Source organism: Burkholderia sp. AU33423, assembly GCF_002223135.1.
In the GTDB taxonomy this organism is placed as follows: domain Bacteria; phylum Pseudomonadota; class Gammaproteobacteria; order Burkholderiales; family Burkholderiaceae; genus Burkholderia; species Burkholderia lata_D.
On the sequence record NZ_NKFH01000002.1, the window covers coordinates 152,241 to 170,839 of the forward strand.

The following is an 18,599-nucleotide window of genomic DNA, read 5'->3' on the forward strand; positions in this document are numbered from 1 at the left end:
TCGACATCGACTCAGGCTCAGGCTCAGGCTCAGGCTCAGGCTCAGGCTCAGGCTCAGGCTCAGGCTCAGGCTCAGGCTCAGGCTCAGGCTCGGGCTCAGGCTCAGGCTCAGGCTCAGGCTCAGGCTCAGGCTCAGGCGGCGCGTACACGCAGCAGCGACGCTTTCGGCCTCGCAACCGGCCGCCGCCGCCCTGTTTCCCTATTCGGCCGTAGCCGCCGCTTCGCGCGGCGCGGGCCACGCCAGCGCATCCCAGTCGATCGCGCGATAGGCGGCCTCGACCGCCGCGAGATCGGCCGGCCGCTCGCTGCGATGCATCCCGCGCAATTCGGCGGGCACGTCGAGCGCGACCGGCACGCAATGCGGATAGTCGCGCACGCGCAGCGCCGGCCCGATCGTCGTGAAGCACGCGAGCGTCGGCACGTCGAAACCGTCGGCGAGATGCAGCGCTGCCGTGTCGGGCGCGAACAGCAGGCTGGCACCCTTGACCCATGCCATGAACCGGGCCGTACCGCCGGCCGCATCGGCGCTCACGTCGACATACGCGGGATGCGCGACGGGCCAGAACCCGGCGACCGGCAACCCGTAGCGCTGCACGAGCTGCTCGACGATCGTTGCCTGCAGTGCCGGCGGCACGCTGCGCAACGCGGTGCTCGCGGTCGCGCAGAACAGCACGTACGGGCGCTGCCATTGCGCAGGCAACGCAGGCAGCGGCAACTGCGCGAGCCAGCGGTTGCGCTTGGCCGACGCCGGCACCGACGCGGGTTCCACGCCGAGCGCGTCGAGGAAGAAATCGATCATCGGCAGCCGCGCGAACGCGGGCCAGTACAGGTGATTGCCGACGTCGATGCACGGCGCGTCCGCCGGCAGCGCGCCGGCGGGGTACGGCAGTGCGCGCGACGGCGCGACGCTGTCGGCAGCGAGCGCATACAGCGCCTCGACATAACCCGGCGCGCAGGCCGGTCGATACAGCGTGAAGTGCAGGCCCGGGTGCGCGGCGCGCAGCGCGGCGAGGGCCGTGAGCCCGATCACTGAATCGCCGAGCGTGACACCCATCCCGTTGATCACGTGTACGTGCCGTGCGCTGTCGTAGTCGAGCCTGAACGGCCGGTGCGCGGCGTGCAGCAGGCCGCGTGCGGGCGCGGCCGGCACGTTGCCGCCGGCACGCGCGCCGCCGTGCTCCAGGTCATAAGGCGCGACGAGCGTGCCATCCGGCGCGAGCAGCGTGCCAGGGAACGTGAGTGCGTCGTCGTGCGACAGCGCGACGCCGGGCGGCGCGGCGTACGTGTCCACCGTCATCCGCCGCGCGCGCGGCGGCCCTGCTCGCGGATCTGTTCGAGCGTCGCGGCCGGCGTGCTGGCGTCCTGCGGGATGCGGATCTCGATCAGTGCAGGCAGCCCGCTGGTCAGCGCGCGCTCGAGCGCGGGCGCGAAATCGGCGGTGCGCTCGACGGTCTCGCCATGCGCGCCGAACGCGCGCGCATACGCGGCGAAATCGGGATTCGTGAGCCCCGTGCCATGCACGCGCCCCGGGTAGTTGCGCTCCTGATGCATGCGGATCGTGCCGAAATGCCCGTTGTTGACGACGATCACGACGATGTTCAGCCCGTACTGCATCGCGGTCGCGAGCTCGTTGCCGGCCATCATGAAGCAGCCGTCACCCGCGAGCGCGACGACGGCGCGCGACGGGTACAGCGACTTCGCGGCAAGCGCGGCCGGCACGCCGTAGCCCATCGCGCCGCTGGTCGGCGCGAGCTGCGAGCGGAAGTGCCGGTACGCGAAGTGGCGATGCAGCCAGATCGCATAGTTGCCGGCGCCGTTGGTGAGGATCGCGTCATGCGGCAGGCGCTCGCGCAGCTGCACCATCACGTCGCCGAGCTGGACGTCGCCGGGCATCGGCAGCGGCGCATGCCATTCGCGATACGCGCGATGCGCGTCGGCAGCGGTGCCGGCCCATGCGGGGTGTTCGAGCGGCTCGAGCGCGGCGAGCGGCGCGGCGATTTCGGGCATGCCCGACACGATCGGCAGGTCGGCCGCATACACGCGGCCAAGCTCGTCCGCACCCTGGTGCACGTGGATCAGCGTCTGGCGTGTCTTCGGGATGTCGAGCAGCGTGTAGCCGCCGGTCGTCGCTTCGCCGAGACGCGGCCCGATCACGAGCAGCAGGTCGGCGTCGCGGATGCGCTTCGCGAGCGCGGGGTTGATCCCGAGCCCGACGTCGCCCGCGTAGTTCGGGTGCGCGTTGTCGATCGTGTCCTGGTAGCGGAACGCGCAGGCCACCGGCAACTGCCAGCGCTCGACGAAGGTGCGCAGGTTCGCGCACGCGTCGGGTGTCCAGCCGCTGCCGCCGACGATCGCGAACGGCCGTTCCGCGCGCGCGAGCCGCTCGCGCAGTTCATCGAGCTGCGCGGCCGACGGCGCGGCCGCGACGCGTTTCGCGGCCGGCACGACCGGCTGCGGCGCGCACGCTTCGGACAGCACGTCTTCCGGCAGCGCGAGTACGACCGGGCCGGGACGGCCGGACGTCGCGACATGGAACGCGTGGCTCAGGTATTCGGGAATGCGGCGCGGGTCGTCGATCTGCGCGACCCATTTCGCCATCTGGCCGAACATCCGCCGATAGTCGATTTCCTGGAAGGCTTCGCGGTCGAGGTGCTCGCGTGCGCACTGGCCGACGAACAGGATCATCGGCGTCGAATCCTGGAACGCGGTGTGCACGCCGATCGACGCGTGGGTCGCGCCGGGCCCGCGTGTGACGAACGCGATGCCGGGCCGGCCGGTGAGCTTGCCGACGGCCTCGGCCATGTTCGCGGCGGCCGCCTCGTGGCGGCAGACGACCGTCTGGATGCGCGCGGTGTCGTCCGCCAGCGCATCGAGTACGGCGAGGAAACTCTCGCCCGGCACGCAGAACACGCGTTCGACGTGATTGGCGAGCAACGCATCGACGAGCAGTCGCGCGCCGGTGGTGGCGGGCTGCTCGAGATCCTTGGAATGCGACATGGGCTGCCGTCTCCCTGGGTAGCGGGACGTACAGCTTACGCCGGTTGGCCGGGCGTCGGTATGCCGGCCGGTGAAAAGTGTCGGAACGGTGAGCGGTTCGGCGTCGGCTGGCCGATTGGCCAGCTTGTGCACGCTTGCGTGACGGCGGAAAGTGAGCGCCAGGGACGTAGACCTGACGCTTGTCTCGATCCGGTACGCAGGCATCCCAAATAACAATAAAATGGGATGCCATTCAATAGTAAAATTTTAGAGAATGAGCGAAGAAAGGGGGGCGAGAATCGCCATGACGACCGAAACGATCGATCAAAAGACACTAACGGAGTTGGTCGAAGCCGGCGCGGTGTGCGCGGCCCGCGTGGTCGGTTGCGGCAACGGCTGGGCGCTGTCGGCCCGTTGCGGTGCGAACGAACGCTTCCTGTCGGCCAAGCGCGGCGACGTGCGGGTGTTTCGCCGTTTCGAAACGCTGGTCGGCTTTCTGCGAGACATCGGCATCAGCCGGTTCGACGTGGATGCATCGACGTTCGATCCGGATGCGGCCGGTCGGGCGGCCAGGCCCGATCGTTCAGCCGCGTTGAAGGCGGCGCACGAGGCCGCAGCCCACGACCGCTGGTTTCGCGAACAGGTTCAGCAGGCGCTGGACGATCCGCGTGCGTCGATTCTCGACGCCGAAGTCAGCGCCGACTTCGCGTCGCGCCGTGCGGCGCTGCGTGAGCGACTCGCGGGCAGGCGCGGGGATGCTTCTTGACCCTCGAGCTGCACTGGAATCCGAAGGCGTACGAGGATCGCGCCGCGATCATGGACTACATCGCCGAGAATGACCCGCTGGCCGCGCTCGAACTCGACGAACTGCTGGAACAAAGGGCGGCGGCGTTACCGGCTCACGCCGAGTTGTATCGGCAAGGGTGGGTGGCCGGCACGCGCGAGCTGGTGATCGCGCCGAACTATGTGGTCGTGTATCGCATCCGGCCGGCCGAGGGCGTCGTGGAGATCCTTCGTGTGTTGCATGCACGACGGCAGTGGCCGTGATGCGGTATCTGCACGGGCTGATTCACCAGGTGTGGGTGGGGCCACGCCCGGAACGGAGAAGACTGCCGGGGCGGCGTGTGTTTTCGAATCGATGCCGGGTGGATGACCATGCGCGCGCCTGGACGTACATCATCGACTGCATGATTTAACGGATATCTCCGGTACATCCGGATGTGGGAGAAAGACATGTACACCACAAAGGTATTTCGGAATGGCAACGCGCAGGCCGTGCAAATTCCTGCCGACCTCGCCTATGAACGCAGCGATATCGAGCTGGAAATCAAGCGCGTCGGCGACGAGATCCGTATTCGGCCGGTGCGACGGCCTTTGACCCATGTGCTCGAGAAATTCGCGAAATTCGGGCCGGATTTCATGGCCGATGGGCATCGCGACCAGAAGCAGGCCGAACGCAAGGATGGGTGATTTTGCACCCGATGGTCATGCGAGACGCGGAGTGTCCCCATGACCATCGGATCCCGCATCAGCACTCGACGATATTCACCGCGAGCCCGCCGCGCGACGTTTCCTTGTACTTCGTCTTCATGTCGGCGCCCGTTTCGCGCATCGTCTTGATCACGGAGTCGAGCGACACATAGTGCGAGCCGTCGCCGCGCAGCGCCATGCGCGCCGCGTTGACTGCCTTCACCGACGCCATCGCGTTGCGCTCGATGCAGGGGATCTGCACCATCCCGCCGACCGGGTCGCAGGTGAGGCCGAGGTTGTGTTCCATCCCGATTTCGGCCGCGTTCTCGACCTGCTGCGGCGTGCCGCCGAGCACGGCCGCCAGCGCGCCGGCCGCCATCGAGCACGCGACGCCCACTTCGCCCTGGCAACCGACTTCCGCACCCGAAATCGACGCGTTGAGCTTGTAAAGAATGCCGATCGCGGCGGCCGTCAACAGGAAGTCGATCACGCCCTGTTCGTTCGCACCGGGCGTGAAGCGCGTGTAGTAGTGCAGCACGGCCGGGATGATGCCGGCCGCGCCGTTGGTCGGCGCGGTGACGACGCGGCCGCCGGCCGCGTTTTCCTCGTTGACCGCGATCGCGTACAGGTTGATCCAGTCGATCATCGACAGCGGGTCCTGCAGCGCGCGCTCGGGGCTGCCCGTCAGCGTGCGGTACAACTGCGGCGCGCGGCGCTTGACCTGGAACGGGCCGGGCAGGTTGCCGTCGGCTTCCGGGTTGCCGATCCCGCAGCCGCGCGACACGCACGATTGCATCACGGCCCAGATCTTCAGCAGGCCGTCGCGCGTCTCTTCCTCGGTATGCCACGCGCGCTCGTTTTCCCACATCAGCTGCGCGATCGACTTGCCGGTCGACTCGGTCAGCGCGAGCAGCTCGGCGCCGGTGCGGAACGGGTGGGTCATCTGCTCGGCCGCGCTCAGCACCTTCGTGTTCGGTGCGCCGGCCGTCACGACGAAGCCGCCGCCGACCGACAGGTAGGTGCGCTCGACCAGCACGTTGCCGCTCGCGTCGGACGCGCGCAGTTTCATCCCGTTCGGGTGCTCGGGCAGCGCCTGGCGGTAGAACGCGATGTTCTCCTTCAGCACGAACGGCACCGGATGCGTGCCCAGCAGCGCGAGCTGCTTCGATTTGCGGACGTCTTCCAGCCGCGCGTCGATCGTGTCGGGATCGACGGTATCGGGCGCGTCGCCGAGCAGGCCGAGCATCACGCCGCGGTCGGTGCCGTGGCCCTTGCCGGTCGCGCCGAGCGAGCCGTACAGCTCGACCTTCACGTGGGCCGTGGCGTCGAGTTGCCCGTCACGCTCGAGTCCCTGGACGAACATCAGCGCCGCGCGCATTGGCCCGACCGTATGCGAGCTGGACGGACCGATGCCGATCTTGAAGAGGTCAAAGACGCTGACTGCCATATTGATTCCTGCCTTGCTTTAAGAATATTGCTAGCGCGCCTGCAACGGCAGGCACGCGGCGAGCCATGCGGGCGGCGTTGGGGAAAGCTGCTGCGCGACGCGGGCATAGCGCCCGTCGAGCCGCGCGGCCAGATGAAAGAGTTCGGTGGCGTTTTTCGGGTCCCACTGCCCCGTGTAGCCGGGCAAACCGGCCTCGCGGCGCTTCGCATCGAACGGCACCGGCGAATTCACGAATTCCTCGTGCGTTTTTTCGCCGAGCGCGTACGGCACGAGCCAGTCAAGCGCGGCCGCGAGCGTCGCGCCGTTCGCGCCCCGTTCGCGCAGCCAGTTGCGGTTGAAGCGGCGCGCGGCGAGCGCTGCCGTCACCAGCGGCTGCAGGTCGTAGACCGCGTAATGCAGCGCATCGCGTTCCTCGAAGTCCCAGGTCTTGCCGTCCGGGCCGATGTTGTCGGCGAGATGCTCGACGAACAGCCGCTGCGCGGCGTTCATCATCTTGCGGTCGCCGAGCGTGAACGCGGACAGCGCGATCAGCTTGATCCGGTGGCTCTGCCAGTTGTTGCGCCAGGTGCCCGTGAGCGGACGCTTCTGCGCGTCGATCTGCGCGACGTAGCCGGCGCCGAGCTTCGCGATGAACGCGGCCGTCGCGTTGCGGGTCTTCACCGGCAGCGCGCTCGCGGTCATGTCGTACGCGACGATCAGGCTTTCGAAACGCGTCTCGTCGATCGGGTTGAAGCTCGGCTGGTAGGTCGCGACCCACGCGGACAGGAAGCGGTCGACGAGCTGCAGGTAGCGCGGCGCGTTCGTCACGCGCCACGCGAGCGCGGCATCGCGCATCAGGTCGAGATCCTTCAGCGCGGCGGCACTCTGGTCGTAGATGCCTTCGTGCGGCAGCGTGCCCTCGGTGTGCACGCGCGCCATCGCCTTCGGCTGCTCGCCGATGCGCGCGTCGACGCTGCGGATCAGCGCCTGGATGCCCGGCTCGGCCTGTGTCGTCTCGCTCGCCTGCAGTGCCGGCGCCGCGCAGAAATTCATCGCCGCGCGCGCGCTGCCGGACGCGCCGAGGCCGGCGGCGGCAAACGACAGCGACGCGACGAGCATCGGCACGACACGGCGCGCGCGCGGCCGCCCTTGCATTGCACCATGGCCCGGAAACATCGGACGCACCATGCGGAACTCCTTCATTGGCTGGATCGCGTGTGATGTTAGCCGGATTGGCGGACGAACGTGAACCGGTTCGAGCGGCGAACAAAAAAACCGCACGCAACCCGGGTTGCGTGCGGTGCGGTCACCATCGGGCGGCTCCTGGCCTGGCGCGCGTTACGCGTAATCCGACATCGGCACGCACGAGCAGAACAGGTTGCGGTCGCCGTAGACGTTGTCCGCGCGGCCGACCGGCGGCCAGTACTTGTTCGTGCCCAGCGAGGCGACCGGGTACGCAGCCTGCTCGCGCGAGTACGCGTGCGGCCATTCGTTCGCGGTGACGACGGCCGCCGTGTGCGGTGCGTGACGCAGCGGGTTGTCCTCGCGGTCGGCACGGCCTTCCTCGACTGCGCGGATTTCGTCGCGGATCGCGATCATCGCGGCAATGAAGCGGTCGAGTTCTTCCTGCGATTCCGATTCGGTCGGCTCGACCATCAGCGTGCCCGGGACCGGGAAGCTCATCGTCGGCGCGTGGAACCCGTAGTCCATCAGGCGCTTCGCGACGTCGTCGACGGTGATGCCGCTCGATTCCTTGATCGGACGCAGGTCGAGAATGCATTCGTGCGCGACCAGCCCGCCCGGGCCCGAATACAGCACCGGGTAGTGCGGCGCGAGGCGCTTCGCGATGTAGTTCGCGTTGAGGATCGCGGTTTCCGTCGCCGCGGTCAGGTTCTTCGCGCCCATCATCGCGATGTACATCCACGAGATCGGCAGGATCGACGCCGAGCCGTACGGCGCGGCCGATACCGCACCGATGCCGTCTTCTTCACGCGTGTAGCCGGTCGAACGCTGGTTCGGCAGGAACTTCGCGAGGTGCGCGCCGACCGCGACCGGACCGACGCCCGGGCCGCCACCGCCGTGCGGGATGCAGAAGGTCTTGTGCAGGTTCAGGTGCGACACGTCGCCGCCGAACTGGCCCGGCGCGGTCAGGCCGACCATCGCGTTCATGTTCGCGCCGTCGACGTACACCTGGCCGCCGTGCGCATGGACGATCTCGCAGATCTCGCGGACGTTCTGCTCGAACACGCCGTGCGTCGACGGATACGTGATCATGATTGCCGCGAGGTCCTTCGCGTGCGCGTCGGCCTTCGCCTTCAGATCGGCGATGTCGACGTTGCCCTGCGCGTCGCATGCAACGACCACGACCTTCATGCCGGCCATGTGCGCCGATGCCGGGTTCGTGCCGTGGGCGGACGCCGGGATCAGGCACACGTCGCGATGGGCTTCGCCGCGCGACGCGTGGTAAGCGTGGATGATCAGCAGGCCCGCGTACTCGCCCTGCGAGCCCGCGTTCGGCTGCAGCGACACGGCCGCGTAGCCGGTGGCCGCGACGAGCATCTGCTCGAGCTGGTCGATCATCTCGCGGTAGCCGACGGTCTGGTCGGCCGGCGCGAACGGGTGGATGCCGCCGAATTCGGGCCACGTGACGGGCAGCATTTCCGACGTCGCGTTCAGCTTCATCGTGCACGAGCCGAGCGGGATCATCGAGCGGTCGAGCGCGAGATCCTTGTCCGACAGGCTGCGCAGGTAGCGCAGCATTTCGGTTTCGGAATGGTGGCGGTTGAACACGTGGTGCGTCAGGTACGCGCTCGTGCGCTCGAGGCCGGCCGGCAGCGCGGGGACGCCGGCGAGGCCCGCGTCCAGCGCGTCGACGGCCGGTGCGGTGCCGCCCGCGGCTTGCGCGAACACGGCGAGGAGATCGGCGAGGTCGTCGCGCGTCGTCGTTTCGTCGACCGACACGCCGACTTGCGTGTCGCTCACGCGGCGCAGGTTGATGCGCTTCGCCTTCGCGTATTCGTGAACCTGCGCGGTGCGCGCACCGGTGTCGATCGTCAGCGTGTCGAAGAACGTGTCGTTGACGGTCGCGAAGCCGAGCTGCTTCACGCCGGCGGCGAGCAGCGCCGCGATGCGGTTCACGCGCAGCGCGATCGTCTTCAGGCCGTGCGGGCCGTGGTAGACCGCGTACATGCTGGCCATGATCGCGAGCAGCGCCTGCGCGGTACACACGTTCGACGTGGCCTTCTCGCGGCGGATGTGCTGTTCGCGCGTCTGCAGCGCGAGGCGCAGCGCGGGCTTGCCCTGCGCGTCGACCGTCACGCCGACGAGGCGGCCCGGCATCTGGCGCTTGAATTCGTCACGCACCGCGAGATAGGCGGCGTGCGGGCCGCCGAAGCCCATCGGCACGCCGAAGCGCTGCGTGTTGCCGATCGCGACGTCCGCGCCCCAGTCGCCCGGCGGCGTGAGCACGGTCAGCGCGAGCAGGTCGGCCGCGACGACCACGTGGCCGCCGGCCGCGTGGATCGCTTCGGTGAGCGCGCGGTAGTCGCGCACGTCGCCGTTCACGCCCGGGTACTGCAGCAGCACGCCGAATGCATTCGCTTGCGCGGCGTCGGCGGCCGGGCCGGTCTTGACCTCGATGCCGACCGGCAGCGCGCGCGTGCGGATCACTTCGAGCGTTTGCGGCAGCACGTCGTCGGCGACGTAGAACACGTTCGACGTCGGCTTGCCGGTGCGCTGCAGCAGCGTCATCGCTTCGGCGGCGGCGGTGGCTTCGTCGAGCAGCGACGCGTTCGAGATCGCGAGGCCCGTCAGGTCGGCGACCATCTGCTGGAAGTTCAGGAGCGCCTCGAGGCGACCCTGGGAAATTTCGGGCTGGTACGGCGTGTAGGCCGTGTACCACGCCGGGTTTTCGAGCACGTTGCGCAGGATGACGGCCGGCGTGTGCGTGTCGTGGTAACCCTGACCGATATACGAGCGGAACACCTGGTTCTTGTCTGCGAGCGCACGCAGTGCGGCGAGGGCTTCGGCTTCGCTCTTCGGCTGCGCGAACGGGCCGAGCGGCAGCGTTTCGGCGCGGCGGATCGAGGCCGGGATCACGGCGTCGATCAGGGCGGCGCGCGACGGGAAGCCGAGCGTGTCGAGCATGGCCTGCTGGCTGGCGGCGTCGGGGCCGATGTGGCGTTCGGCGAACGCGTCGTGCGTTTCGAGCGCGGCGAGCGAGAGGGGCGTGCGGTTCATCAGGCGGTCCGGGTGTTCGAGCTTCATGGCGTTCCTTGGTCGGCCCAGGCTGGCGCTTCAGCGCCGACTCGGGCCCCATGCTTTGCGGTCGACCCGGAGCGGCGCCTTGACGCCGGCCCGGGTTCCGCGCGGGGCAGGGTGGCTGACCCGTCCCGCGCGATTCAGGGAGGGTTAGTCGATCAGCTTGCTGTAGGCGGCAGCGTCGAGCAGGTTGTCGGTCGACGCGCCGGCCGCGAGCTTGATCTTGAACAGCCATGCGTCATACGCATCGCCATTCACGTCTTCCGGGCTGTCGGCCACGTCCGTGTTGATCGCGACGACTTCGCCGGTCACGGGCGAGTAGATGTCCGACGCGGCTTTCACCGATTCGACGACGCCGATCGCGTCGCCTGCCTTCACTTGCGTGCCGACTTTCGGCAACTCGAGGAACACGATGTCACCAAGCGTGTTCTGCGCGTGATCGGTGATGCCGATCGTCAGCGTGCCGTCCGCCTCGGTGCGGATCCATTCGTGTTCGTCGGTATATTTCAGATCGGCCGGGACGTTGCTCATCGGATGCTCCTGATAAAAGGGTGTGTTCGTTTTGCTGGCGCGCCGCCGGGGCGCGCCGGGTGTGGTGTTGCGCCGGGCGCCATCTCCCGGCTTCCCGGGAGGCGGGCCTCCCGGCCGTTACGCAGCGAGGACCTTGCCGTTGCGCACGAACGGCAGTTTTACCACGCGCGCGGGAAGATTCTTGTCTCGAATTTGAACCTGGACCAGGTCGCCGATCTGGACGGCGGCCGGCACACGCGCGAACGCGATCGATTCCTGCATCGACGGCGAGAACGTGCCGCTCGTGATCTCGCCTTCGCCGTGCGGCGTGACGACTTTCTGGTGCGCGCGCAGCACGCCGCCTGCCTTGCCGTTTTCCTTCTGCAGGATCAGGCCGACGAACGCGGCGCGGGTGCCGTTGGCTTCCAGTGCGGCGCGGCCGACGAAGTCGCGCGGCGTGGAGAGATCGACCGTCCACGCGAGGCCCGCGTCGAGCGGCGAGACGGTGTCGTCCATGTCCTGGCCGTACAGGTTCATGCCGGCCTCGAGGCGCAGCGTGTCACGCGCGCCGAGCCCGCACGGGCGCACGCCGTTTTGCTGCAGCGCGTTCCACAGCGCTTCGACGTGCACGGCCGGGACGATCACTTCGAAACCGTCTTCACCGGTGTAGCCGGTGCGCGCGACGGTGAGATCGCCGAACGGCGTGCCGGCGACCTGCGCGGCGTTGAACGGCTTCAGTTCGCTGGTGGCGGCACGCGCGGCGGGCACCGTCGTCCAGGCCTTTTCGCGGGCGTTCGGGCCCTGAACGGCGATGATCGCGAAATCGCGGCGCGGCGCGATCGTGACGCCGAAGCCGCCTTGCTCGTTCAGCTGGTTGAACCACGCGATGTCTTTCTCGGCCGTGCCGGCGTTGACGACGACGCGGAAGAATTCTTCGGTGAAGTAGTAGACGATCAGGTCGTCGATGACGCCGCCCTGCGGATTGAGCAGGCACGAGTAGAGGGCCTTGCCGGGCGTCTTGAGCTTGCCGACGTTGTTCGCGATCGCATGCTCGAAGAATGCGCGCACGCGGCTGCCGGTGAAATCGACGACGCACATGTGCGACACGTCGAACATGCCGGCGTCGGTGCGCACGGCTTCATGTTCTTCGATCTGCGAGCCGTAGTTGACGGGCATGTCCCAGCCGCCGAAGTCGACCATGCGGGCATTGAGCGCGCGGTGCGCGGCGTTGAGCGGGGTGTGATTCAGTGCAGTCATCGAGGCCTCAGGCAAGGCGCTTGCGCGCGGATCAGAACGGCCATGTGCCGACCACCGCGGCCGATGGCCTGCGAGCGATCCGGTACATGCCCCTCTGTCCTCGATACCTGAGAGATTGCGCTGCCGGCCAGGCCTGGCGAACGCGCGCCCCTTCGGTGGGCAGCTTGCCCGCGCAGCGGATGCGCTGCGGGCTACTGCCGCTCTCCAGAGTGCGGGGAGAGTGTGGCCCGCGCAATGCGCGGACGGGATTCCCCGACGCGGTCGGTCCTTTTGCCTGAGAGTTTGCGGGTGTGCCCCTTCGGCGGCGCAACCGGCTGAAACAGCCCGGTTACACGCTCTCCCGACGCGTGCGGGCGACTGTACGCGAGCGGGTGGGCCTTGTCAATTTGAGCAAAAGAATGTCGCTTCGCGACAAGCGGCGGCAGCCGGTGCCGCCGCTTTTCCGCTCCGGCGGGCGCCGGTGCGTTACTCGCCGATCGCGCGCGCGGCCGTGTCGAGTTCCTGGTTCAGCACGCGCTGCTCGTCGCCGGACAGGCCGCCGCTGTGCTGCGCGGACATGTCGTTCGATTCCTGGCGGATCACGTCGAGGCGATGATGAAGCTGCGCGCCGTACGGCGGCGGGTAGTAGCCGCCGTTCACGCGTGCATCGATGCGGCGGTGCAGGTTGTCGATCCGGCCCTGGATCTGCTGCATCCGCTCGTTCGCGACGACCTGCGGATTCGGCCGCGGCGGGGGCGCCGGGCGGACCGGCTGCTGCGGCTGCACGATACAGGCCGCAAGCGAGGAAACCAGCACGCAGCACACTGCTGCGCGAATCAACCGTTGCATCAACATTCTCCTGACGGATTGGTGTCGGATCGACTTTTTCGAGAAACGCATCAGACCAGTCTGCCGCTGACTTTCGTTCCCCCGGCATTTGTAACCGAATGTTCCGGTTGATCCCCTGCACCGGCGCTGGCCGGATGCCACCGGCCGCCGCGCGGTGTCAGATCGTGCGGCGCACGAACGGCAGCCGGCGGCCGTCGTGCTCGCTCTGCGCGGCGAGCTCGATGATCGTCATCACGTCGACGGCGTCCTGCGCGGTGACGGGGAACGGCGCGCCGTCGCGGATCGATGCGGCGAGCGCGCGGTAGAACTCCGCGTACTGGCCATCGAGCGTCGGCACCGGGCGCTCGACCTCGACGTCGACTTCGCCGTCGAGCACGCGCAGCAGGCCGGGCGGGTTGCCGCCGCCGAATTCGACGTCGTCGGCGGTGAGGCCGGCCTTGAGCTGGTCTTCCTGCGTGTCGAGCCCGAACTTCTGGTAGCTGCCGCGCGTGCCGTGCAGCGTGAAGCGCGCGGGTTCGATCGCCGACAGCGCGCTCGCATGCAGCGCGACGTCCTTGTCCGGATAGCCGAGCTGCAGGTGCACGAAATCGGGCGCCGTGCCGTTGTCGCGGCGCGTCTTGACGGTCGCGCTCACCGTTTCCGGCAGGCCGAACAGCGCGAGCGCCTGATCGATCAGGTGCGGGCCGAGGTCGAGCAGCAGGCCGCCGCCGCGGGCCGGCTCCTCGCGCCAGCGCGTGCGTGGCGTCGGGCGGAAGCGGTCGAAGTGCGACTCGAAAAAGGTCAGCCGGCCGAGCTCGCCCGATTCGACGATGCGACGCACGGTGAGGAAATCGCCGTCCCAGCGGCGGTTGTGGAACGGCGCGAACAGCCGGCTGCGCGCATTCGCGAGCCGCGCGAGCGCGAGCGCCTCGTCGGCGGTGAGCGTGACGGGCTTGTCGACGACCACGTGGCGGCCGGCTTCGAGCACCTGGCGCGCGAGCGCGAAGTGCGTGTCGTTCGGCGTGGCGATCACCACGCACTCGATGTCGTCGAGGCCGAGCAGCGCGTCGAGGTCGGGGACGACGCGCGCGCCCGGATACGCAGCCTGCGCGCGATCGGGCTGACCCGTCGCAATCGCGGCGACTTCAGTGCGGCCGCTCGTGGCGATCACGGGCGCGTGGAACGTCGCGCCGGCGAAACCGAAACCCATCAAACCAATCCTGAGCAATGACGACATGGCAATTCCTGGCTGCGAAGGAAACTAAAGGATGGCGCGCCGAGACGGCGCGAAGACGACCGGCTATTTTGGCATGGCGCCGCCGCTTGCATCGGCGCGTCCGGGCGAAATGCGCGGTGCGATGCGGCGCTTGCGCAAGGAAAGCCGGCATTTTGCGCGGTTCCGTGTGCCGTGCGGGCGGGGTTGCCTGTCTGCCCGTGCGGTGAACGGCTGCCGCCGGGGCGCCGCCCGGCGTCATACGGTTGCGCGCTGCCGCATGGCGGCGGCGACCTGCTCGGCCCACACCGCGCAGGCGGTCGCGCCGGGGTGGAAGCCGTCGGTGGCCATCAGGTGGCGCTCGAGCGGCAGCGCGACGCGCAGGAACGTGCAGTGCGGCTGCGTGGCGGCCCACCCGGCGAGCGCCGTGTTGAGCCGCTTCGCGCGCAGCCCGAGATACCACGCGAGCGGCTGCGGCAGCGCCGGAAAGCGCTCCATCGGCGGCACCGCCGACAGGATCGCGTGCCCGACCCGGAAGCGCGCGGCGAGCAACCGGACGAGCTCGGCCTGCTGCGCCTGCCAGCGGGCCGGCGGCACGCCGCCCGTCACGTCGTTGACGCCGAGCGACGTGACGGCCACGTCGAACGGCTCGGCCGGCTCGGCGGCGAGCCAGTCGACGAGCTCCCGCGTGGTCAGGCCGGTGCGCGCGAGCAGTTTCCAGCTCACGCGATGGGTGGCCGCGAGCGCGCTCGCCAGTTGCCCGGACAGCGCGTCGCGCTGCGTCGCGACGCCGACGCCCGCGGCGGCCGAATCTCCGACTACCAGCACGCGCAGCGGCGGGCCGTCGCCCGCCACGCCGTCGCGCGGGCCGGCGGCCTCGGGCAGCCGCGGCGTGACGCGGCGCACGTAGCGCCCCTGCGCGAACAGCAGCGGGCCGAGGGCGGCGGTGGCGAACGGGTATCCCATGATGTCGATCCGGTGGCGATTCAGGTGACGCAAACGGGCCGGCGCGGGGCGGCGCCGGAGTGGGCATATTGTGGCCGATCGGTGCGCGAAAGGGGCCGGATTGGCCGGACGGACAGGGGGCGGCCGGCCGGTCGGCCCGCGCAGCCCCGTCCGGCGGCGCTCCCGAAAAGCGCGCCGCCGACGTGTTAACATGCGCGTCCTGCCCGCGTGTCCGCTTGCTTCGCCAGCCCGCCGCGCACGGCATCCTCCCGGCGTTCCGCCGTCAACCGCAACACCATCCGCCATCATGTCCGCAGGCCTGAATCCCGCCCAGAACGAAGCGGTGCGCTACCTCGACGGTCCCTGTCTCGTGCTCGCCGGCGCGGGCAGCGGCAAGACCCGCGTGATCACGCAGAAGATCGCGCACCTGATCGAAGCGAAAGGCTTCGAGCCGCGCCACATCGCTGCCGTCACGTTCACGAACAAGGCGGCCGCCGAAATGCGCGAGCGCGTGTCGAAGCTGCTCGAGGGCAAGACGCTCACCACGCCCGGCAAGGAAGGCCGCAAGGTGCCCGTCAACCAGCTCACCGTCTGCACGTTCCACTCGCTGGGCGTGCAGATCCTGCGCCAGGAGGCCGAGCACGTCGGCCTGAAGCCGCAGTTCTCGATCATGGATTCGGACGACTGCTTCGGGATGATCCAGGAGCAGATCGGCACGACCGACAAGGGCCTGATCCGCAAGATCCAGAGCACCATCTCGCTGTGGAAGAACGGCCTGATCATGCCCGACGAGGCGATGACGATCGCGGCCAACGAGGACGAGCACCAGGCCGCGCTGGTCTACCGCAACTACGTCGCGACGCTGCATGCGTACCAGGCGGTCGACTTCGACGATCTGATCCGCCTGCCCGCCGAGCTGTTCGCGAAGAACGAGCCCGTGCGCGACCGCTGGCAGAACAAGCTGCGCTACCTGCTGATCGACGAATACCAGGACACCAACGCGTGCCAGTACGAGCTGCTGAAGCAGCTCGCCGGCCCGCGCGCGGCGTTCACGGCGGTGGGCGACGACGATCAGGCGATCTACGGCTGGCGCGGCGCGACGCTCGAGAACCTCGCGCAGCTCGGCAAGGATTTCCCGAAGCTGCACGTGATCAAGCTCGAGCAGAACTACCGGTCGACGGTGCGCATCCTGACCGCCGCGAACAACGTGATCGCGAACAACCCGAAACTGTTCGAGAAGAAGCTGTGGTCCGAGCACGGGATGGGCGATTCGATCACCGTCACGCCGTGCAACGACGAGGAGCATGAAGCCGAATCGGTCGTGTTCCGGCTGTCCGCGCACAAGTTCGAGCGGCGCGCGCAGTTCCGCGACTACGCGATCCTGTATCGCGGCAACTTCCAGGCGCGGATCTTCGAGCAGGTGCTGCGCCGCGAGCGGATTCCGTACGTGCTGTCGGGCGGCCAGTCGTTCTTCGACAAGGCCGAGATCAAGGATCTGTGCGCGTACCTGCGGCTGATCGCGAACGCCGACGACGATCCCGCGTTCATCCGCGCGGTCACCACGCCGCGCCGCGGGATCGGCAACACGACGCTCGAAGCGCTCGGCTCGTTCGCGGGCCAGGCGAAGGTGTCGCTGTTCGAGGCCGTGTACATGGGCGGGATCGAGGCGCGGCTGTCCGCGCGCCAGGTCGAGCCGCTGCGGATGTTCTGCGACTTCATCCAGCGCCTGACCGAGCGTGCGGACAAGGATCCCGCCACCGCTGTGCTCGACGACATGATGGAGGCGATCCACTACGAGGCGTACCTGTACGACGCGTTCGACGAACGGCAGGCGCAGTCGAAGTGGCAGAACGTGCTCGAATTCCTCGAATGGCTGAAGCGCAAGGGCACCAAGCCCGAGAAGGAGGCCGTCGACGGCGAGGCGGAAGGCTTCCACAACGCGGACGGCCTGGCCGATACGGGCAAGAACCTGCTCGGCCTGATCCAGACCGTCGCGCTGATGTCGATGCTCGAGGGCAAGGATGAAGATCCGGACGCCGTGCGGCTGTCGACCGTCCACGCGTCGAAGGGGCTCGAGTATCCGCACGTGTTCCTGGTCGGCGTCGAGGAAGGCATCATGCCGCACCGCGGCAGCTCCGAGGATGACGGCCCGATCGACAACGAGCGGATCGAGGAGGAGCGCCGGCTGATGTACGTCGCGATCACGCGCGCGCAGCGCAGCCTGCACCTGAACTGGTGCAAGAAACGCAAGCGGGCGCGCGAGACGGTCGTGTGCGAACCGTCGCGCTTCATCCCGGAGATGGGGCTCGACGATGCGCCGCCGCCCACACCGGAAGAGGCGCCGATGTCGCCGAAGGACCGGCTCGCGAGCCTGAAGGCGTTGCTGCAGAAGTGACCTGGCGGTGCCGCCGCCGCGCGCACGGCGGTCCGGCGATCCGGCGGTCCGCCGACAAAACAAAACCCCCGCGATGCGTATGCGTCGCGGGGGTTTTTTACTGACGGCCGGGCGGGGTTACTTCGACGCGTTGACCATGTAGTCGACGGCGGCCTTCACGTCGGCGTCCGACGCGTTCGACCCGCCCTTCGGCGGCATCGCGCCCTTGCCGTGCAACGCGTAGTTGTAGACCGTGTCCATCGAGTCCTTCAGGCGCGGCGCCCAGTCTTCCTTGCTGCCGAACTTCGGCGCGCCGAGCACGCCCGCCGCGTGGCAGGCCTGGCAGGTCGACGTGTACAGCGCCTTGCCGGCGTCGGCGCCGGCCGGGGCGGCTGCTGCCGCGGGCGCTTCGCCGGCCTTCGGGATCGCGGCGATCGCAGCCTGGGCCGCGGCGACCTGCGCGCTGGCGGCGTCCGCCGCGCCCGACGCGGCTGCGGCGCCGCTGGCGGGTTGCGCCGCGTTGGCGGCCGGCGCGGCCGGTTCGGGGAAGTTCGCGCCGTCGTTGTTCGCCATGTAGACGATCGCACGGGCGATTTCATAGTCGCTGACGTCGTCGGGGCTCGTGCCGCCGCGCGGCGGCATCGCGCCCTTGCCGGCCAGCGCCGTCTTCAGCAGCGTGTCGAAGCCTTGCGAGATGCGCGGCGCCCAGTCGTCCTTGTTGCCGAACTTCGGCGCGCCGGCGGCGCCCGTGCCGTGGCAGGTCACGCAGACGGCCTTGTAGACTTCCTCGCCGGTCTTGTACGTGCGGGGCGCGTTAGCGTCCTTCACGTCGACCTTGGCGAGCGGGGCGACACGTGCGGCGACCTGTTCGTCGGATAGCGCGTCCGTGCCGGCGCCGGCACGGAACGCATGGTTCGCATAATTGGCGAACAGGACGATCAGGATGATCGGAATCGCGAACGACGCGATGATGACGGCAATCAGTTGCCCGGGGGTTTTGACGGGAGATTCGTGGGGTGCTTCGCTCATGCTTGCCTCGTCTCCGTGATTAGGAATTGTGAGCGCGGTGCAACGGCAAATGGCAGTCCAATGAAGCCCGGTCGATTATAGACGGAACGTTTACATCACGGCGAGCGGTGCGATGGCGCGTGTTTACCCGCACGCGGCCCGGCCCGGCGGGGATTCGTCGGGCAAGGTGGACGCGTCATGGGAAACCGGGTATCCTTGCCGTCTTGCCAATCGTGGGTGGCCTGTATATTGGGGTCGCTTCACTGTCACAGGCGCCCGTAGCTCAATGGATAGAGTACTGCCCTCCGAAGGCAGGGGTTGCTGGTTCGATCCCAGCCGGGCGCGCCAAGCCTA

The 18,599-nt window shown here is 68.6% G+C and carries 15 protein-coding genes, 1 tRNA gene and 2 riboswitches; of the genes, 5 read left to right on the forward strand and 11 right to left on the reverse strand.

The window, feature by feature from the left end:
• Nucleotides 1-198: 198 nt before the first annotated feature.
• A complete protein-coding gene (locus CFB50_RS00730) occupies nt 199-1,296 on the reverse strand; it encodes an ADP-heptose--LPS heptosyltransferase (protein WP_069246805.1) in 1,098 nt (365 codons plus the stop codon).
• Entirely contained in the window at nt 1,293-2,996 is a 1,704-nt protein-coding gene (locus tag CFB50_RS00735; protein WP_069246806.1) for a thiamine pyrophosphate-binding protein, read from the reverse strand. The genes CFB50_RS00730 and CFB50_RS00735 overlap by 4 nt, the downstream gene beginning before the upstream one ends.
• Nucleotides 2,997-3,279: 283 nt before the next feature.
• On the opposite strand from CFB50_RS00735, the gene CFB50_RS00740 reads away from it, so the two are divergent.
• From CFB50_RS00740 to CFB50_RS00750, 3 genes are all read left to right on the forward strand, one after another.
• Nucleotides 3,280-3,741: a hypothetical protein gene (locus CFB50_RS00740; protein WP_069246807.1), complete on the forward strand. Its 462-nt coding sequence runs from the start codon at nt 3,280-3,282 to the stop codon at nt 3,739-3,741.
• Complete coding sequence (locus CFB50_RS00745) at nt 3,738-4,022, forward strand: type II toxin-antitoxin system RelE/ParE family toxin (protein WP_069246808.1); 285 nt, start codon at nt 3,738-3,740, stop codon at nt 4,020-4,022. Before CFB50_RS00740 ends, CFB50_RS00745 begins: the two co-directional genes overlap by 4 nt.
• Nucleotides 4,023-4,208: 186 nt before the next feature.
• A complete protein-coding gene (locus CFB50_RS00750; protein WP_069249196.1) occupies nt 4,209-4,445 on the forward strand; it encodes an antitoxin in 237 nt (78 codons plus the stop codon).
• 58 nt (nt 4,446-4,503) lie between these two features.
• On the opposite strand, the gene CFB50_RS00755 is transcribed toward CFB50_RS00750, so the two are convergent.
• From CFB50_RS00755 to CFB50_RS00790, 8 genes are all read right to left on the reverse strand, one after another.
• Entirely contained in the window at nt 4,504-5,892 is a 1,389-nt protein-coding gene (locus CFB50_RS00755) for an L-serine ammonia-lyase (protein ID WP_047851476.1), read from the reverse strand.
• Between the two features lie 30 nt (nt 5,893-5,922).
• Entirely contained in the window at nt 5,923-7,059 is a 1,137-nt protein-coding gene (locus CFB50_RS00760; protein ID WP_071335544.1) for an alginate lyase family protein, read from the reverse strand.
• A 150-nt stretch (nt 7,060-7,209) separates the two neighbouring features.
• Nucleotides 7,210-10,137 (reverse strand): aminomethyl-transferring glycine dehydrogenase, encoded by a 2,928-nt coding sequence (gcvP, locus tag CFB50_RS00765; protein ID WP_069246809.1) that lies wholly within the window; start codon nt 10,135-10,137, stop codon nt 7,210-7,212.
• A 144-nt stretch (nt 10,138-10,281) separates the two neighbouring features.
• Nucleotides 10,282-10,662 (reverse strand): glycine cleavage system protein GcvH, encoded by a 381-nt coding sequence (gene gcvH, locus CFB50_RS00770; protein WP_069246810.1) that lies wholly within the window; start codon nt 10,660-10,662, stop codon nt 10,282-10,284.
• Between the two features lie 117 nt (nt 10,663-10,779).
• On the reverse strand, nt 10,780-11,898 hold the full coding sequence (gene gcvT, locus CFB50_RS00775) for a glycine cleavage system aminomethyltransferase GcvT (RefSeq protein WP_069246811.1): 1,119 nt from the start codon (nt 11,896-11,898) through the stop codon (nt 10,780-10,782).
• A gap of 84 nt (nt 11,899-11,982) precedes the next feature.
• A riboswitch (glycine riboswitch) is annotated at nt 11,983-12,116 on the reverse strand.
• A 34-nt stretch (nt 12,117-12,150) separates the two neighbouring features.
• A riboswitch (glycine riboswitch) is annotated at nt 12,151-12,251 on the reverse strand.
• 112 nt (nt 12,252-12,363) lie between these two features.
• Nucleotides 12,364-12,726 carry a hypothetical protein gene (locus CFB50_RS00780; protein ID WP_069249198.1) on the reverse strand — a complete coding sequence of 121 codons (363 nt, stop codon included), beginning with the start codon at nt 12,724-12,726 and terminating at the stop codon, nt 12,364-12,366.
• A gap of 157 nt (nt 12,727-12,883) precedes the next feature.
• Nucleotides 12,884-13,942 carry an oxidoreductase gene (locus tag CFB50_RS00785; protein ID WP_069246812.1) on the reverse strand — a complete coding sequence of 353 codons (1,059 nt, stop codon included), beginning with the start codon at nt 13,940-13,942 and terminating at the stop codon, nt 12,884-12,886.
• Between the two features lie 234 nt (nt 13,943-14,176).
• Nucleotides 14,177-14,884 carry an SGNH/GDSL hydrolase family protein gene (locus CFB50_RS00790; protein ID WP_069246813.1) on the reverse strand — a complete coding sequence of 236 codons (708 nt, stop codon included), beginning with the start codon at nt 14,882-14,884 and terminating at the stop codon, nt 14,177-14,179.
• Nucleotides 14,885-15,170: 286 nt separating this feature from the next.
• Here CFB50_RS00790 and CFB50_RS00795 point away from each other — a divergent pair, with 286 nt between their 5' ends.
• Nucleotides 15,171-17,258: a UvrD-helicase domain-containing protein gene (locus tag CFB50_RS00795; RefSeq protein ID WP_069246814.1), complete on the forward strand. Its 2,088-nt coding sequence runs from the start codon at nt 15,171-15,173 to the stop codon at nt 17,256-17,258.
• 117 nt (nt 17,259-17,375) lie between these two features.
• On the opposite strand, the gene CFB50_RS00800 is transcribed toward CFB50_RS00795, so the two are convergent.
• On the reverse strand, nt 17,376-18,266 hold the full coding sequence (locus tag CFB50_RS00800) for a c-type cytochrome (RefSeq protein WP_069246815.1): 891 nt from the start codon (nt 18,264-18,266) through the stop codon (nt 17,376-17,378).
• A 251-nt stretch (nt 18,267-18,517) separates the two neighbouring features.
• Between CFB50_RS00800 and CFB50_RS00805 the strand changes: the two genes are divergently transcribed.
• Nucleotides 18,518-18,593: transfer RNA gene (locus CFB50_RS00805), tRNA-Arg, on the forward strand.
• Nucleotides 18,594-18,599: the final 6 nt, after the last annotated feature.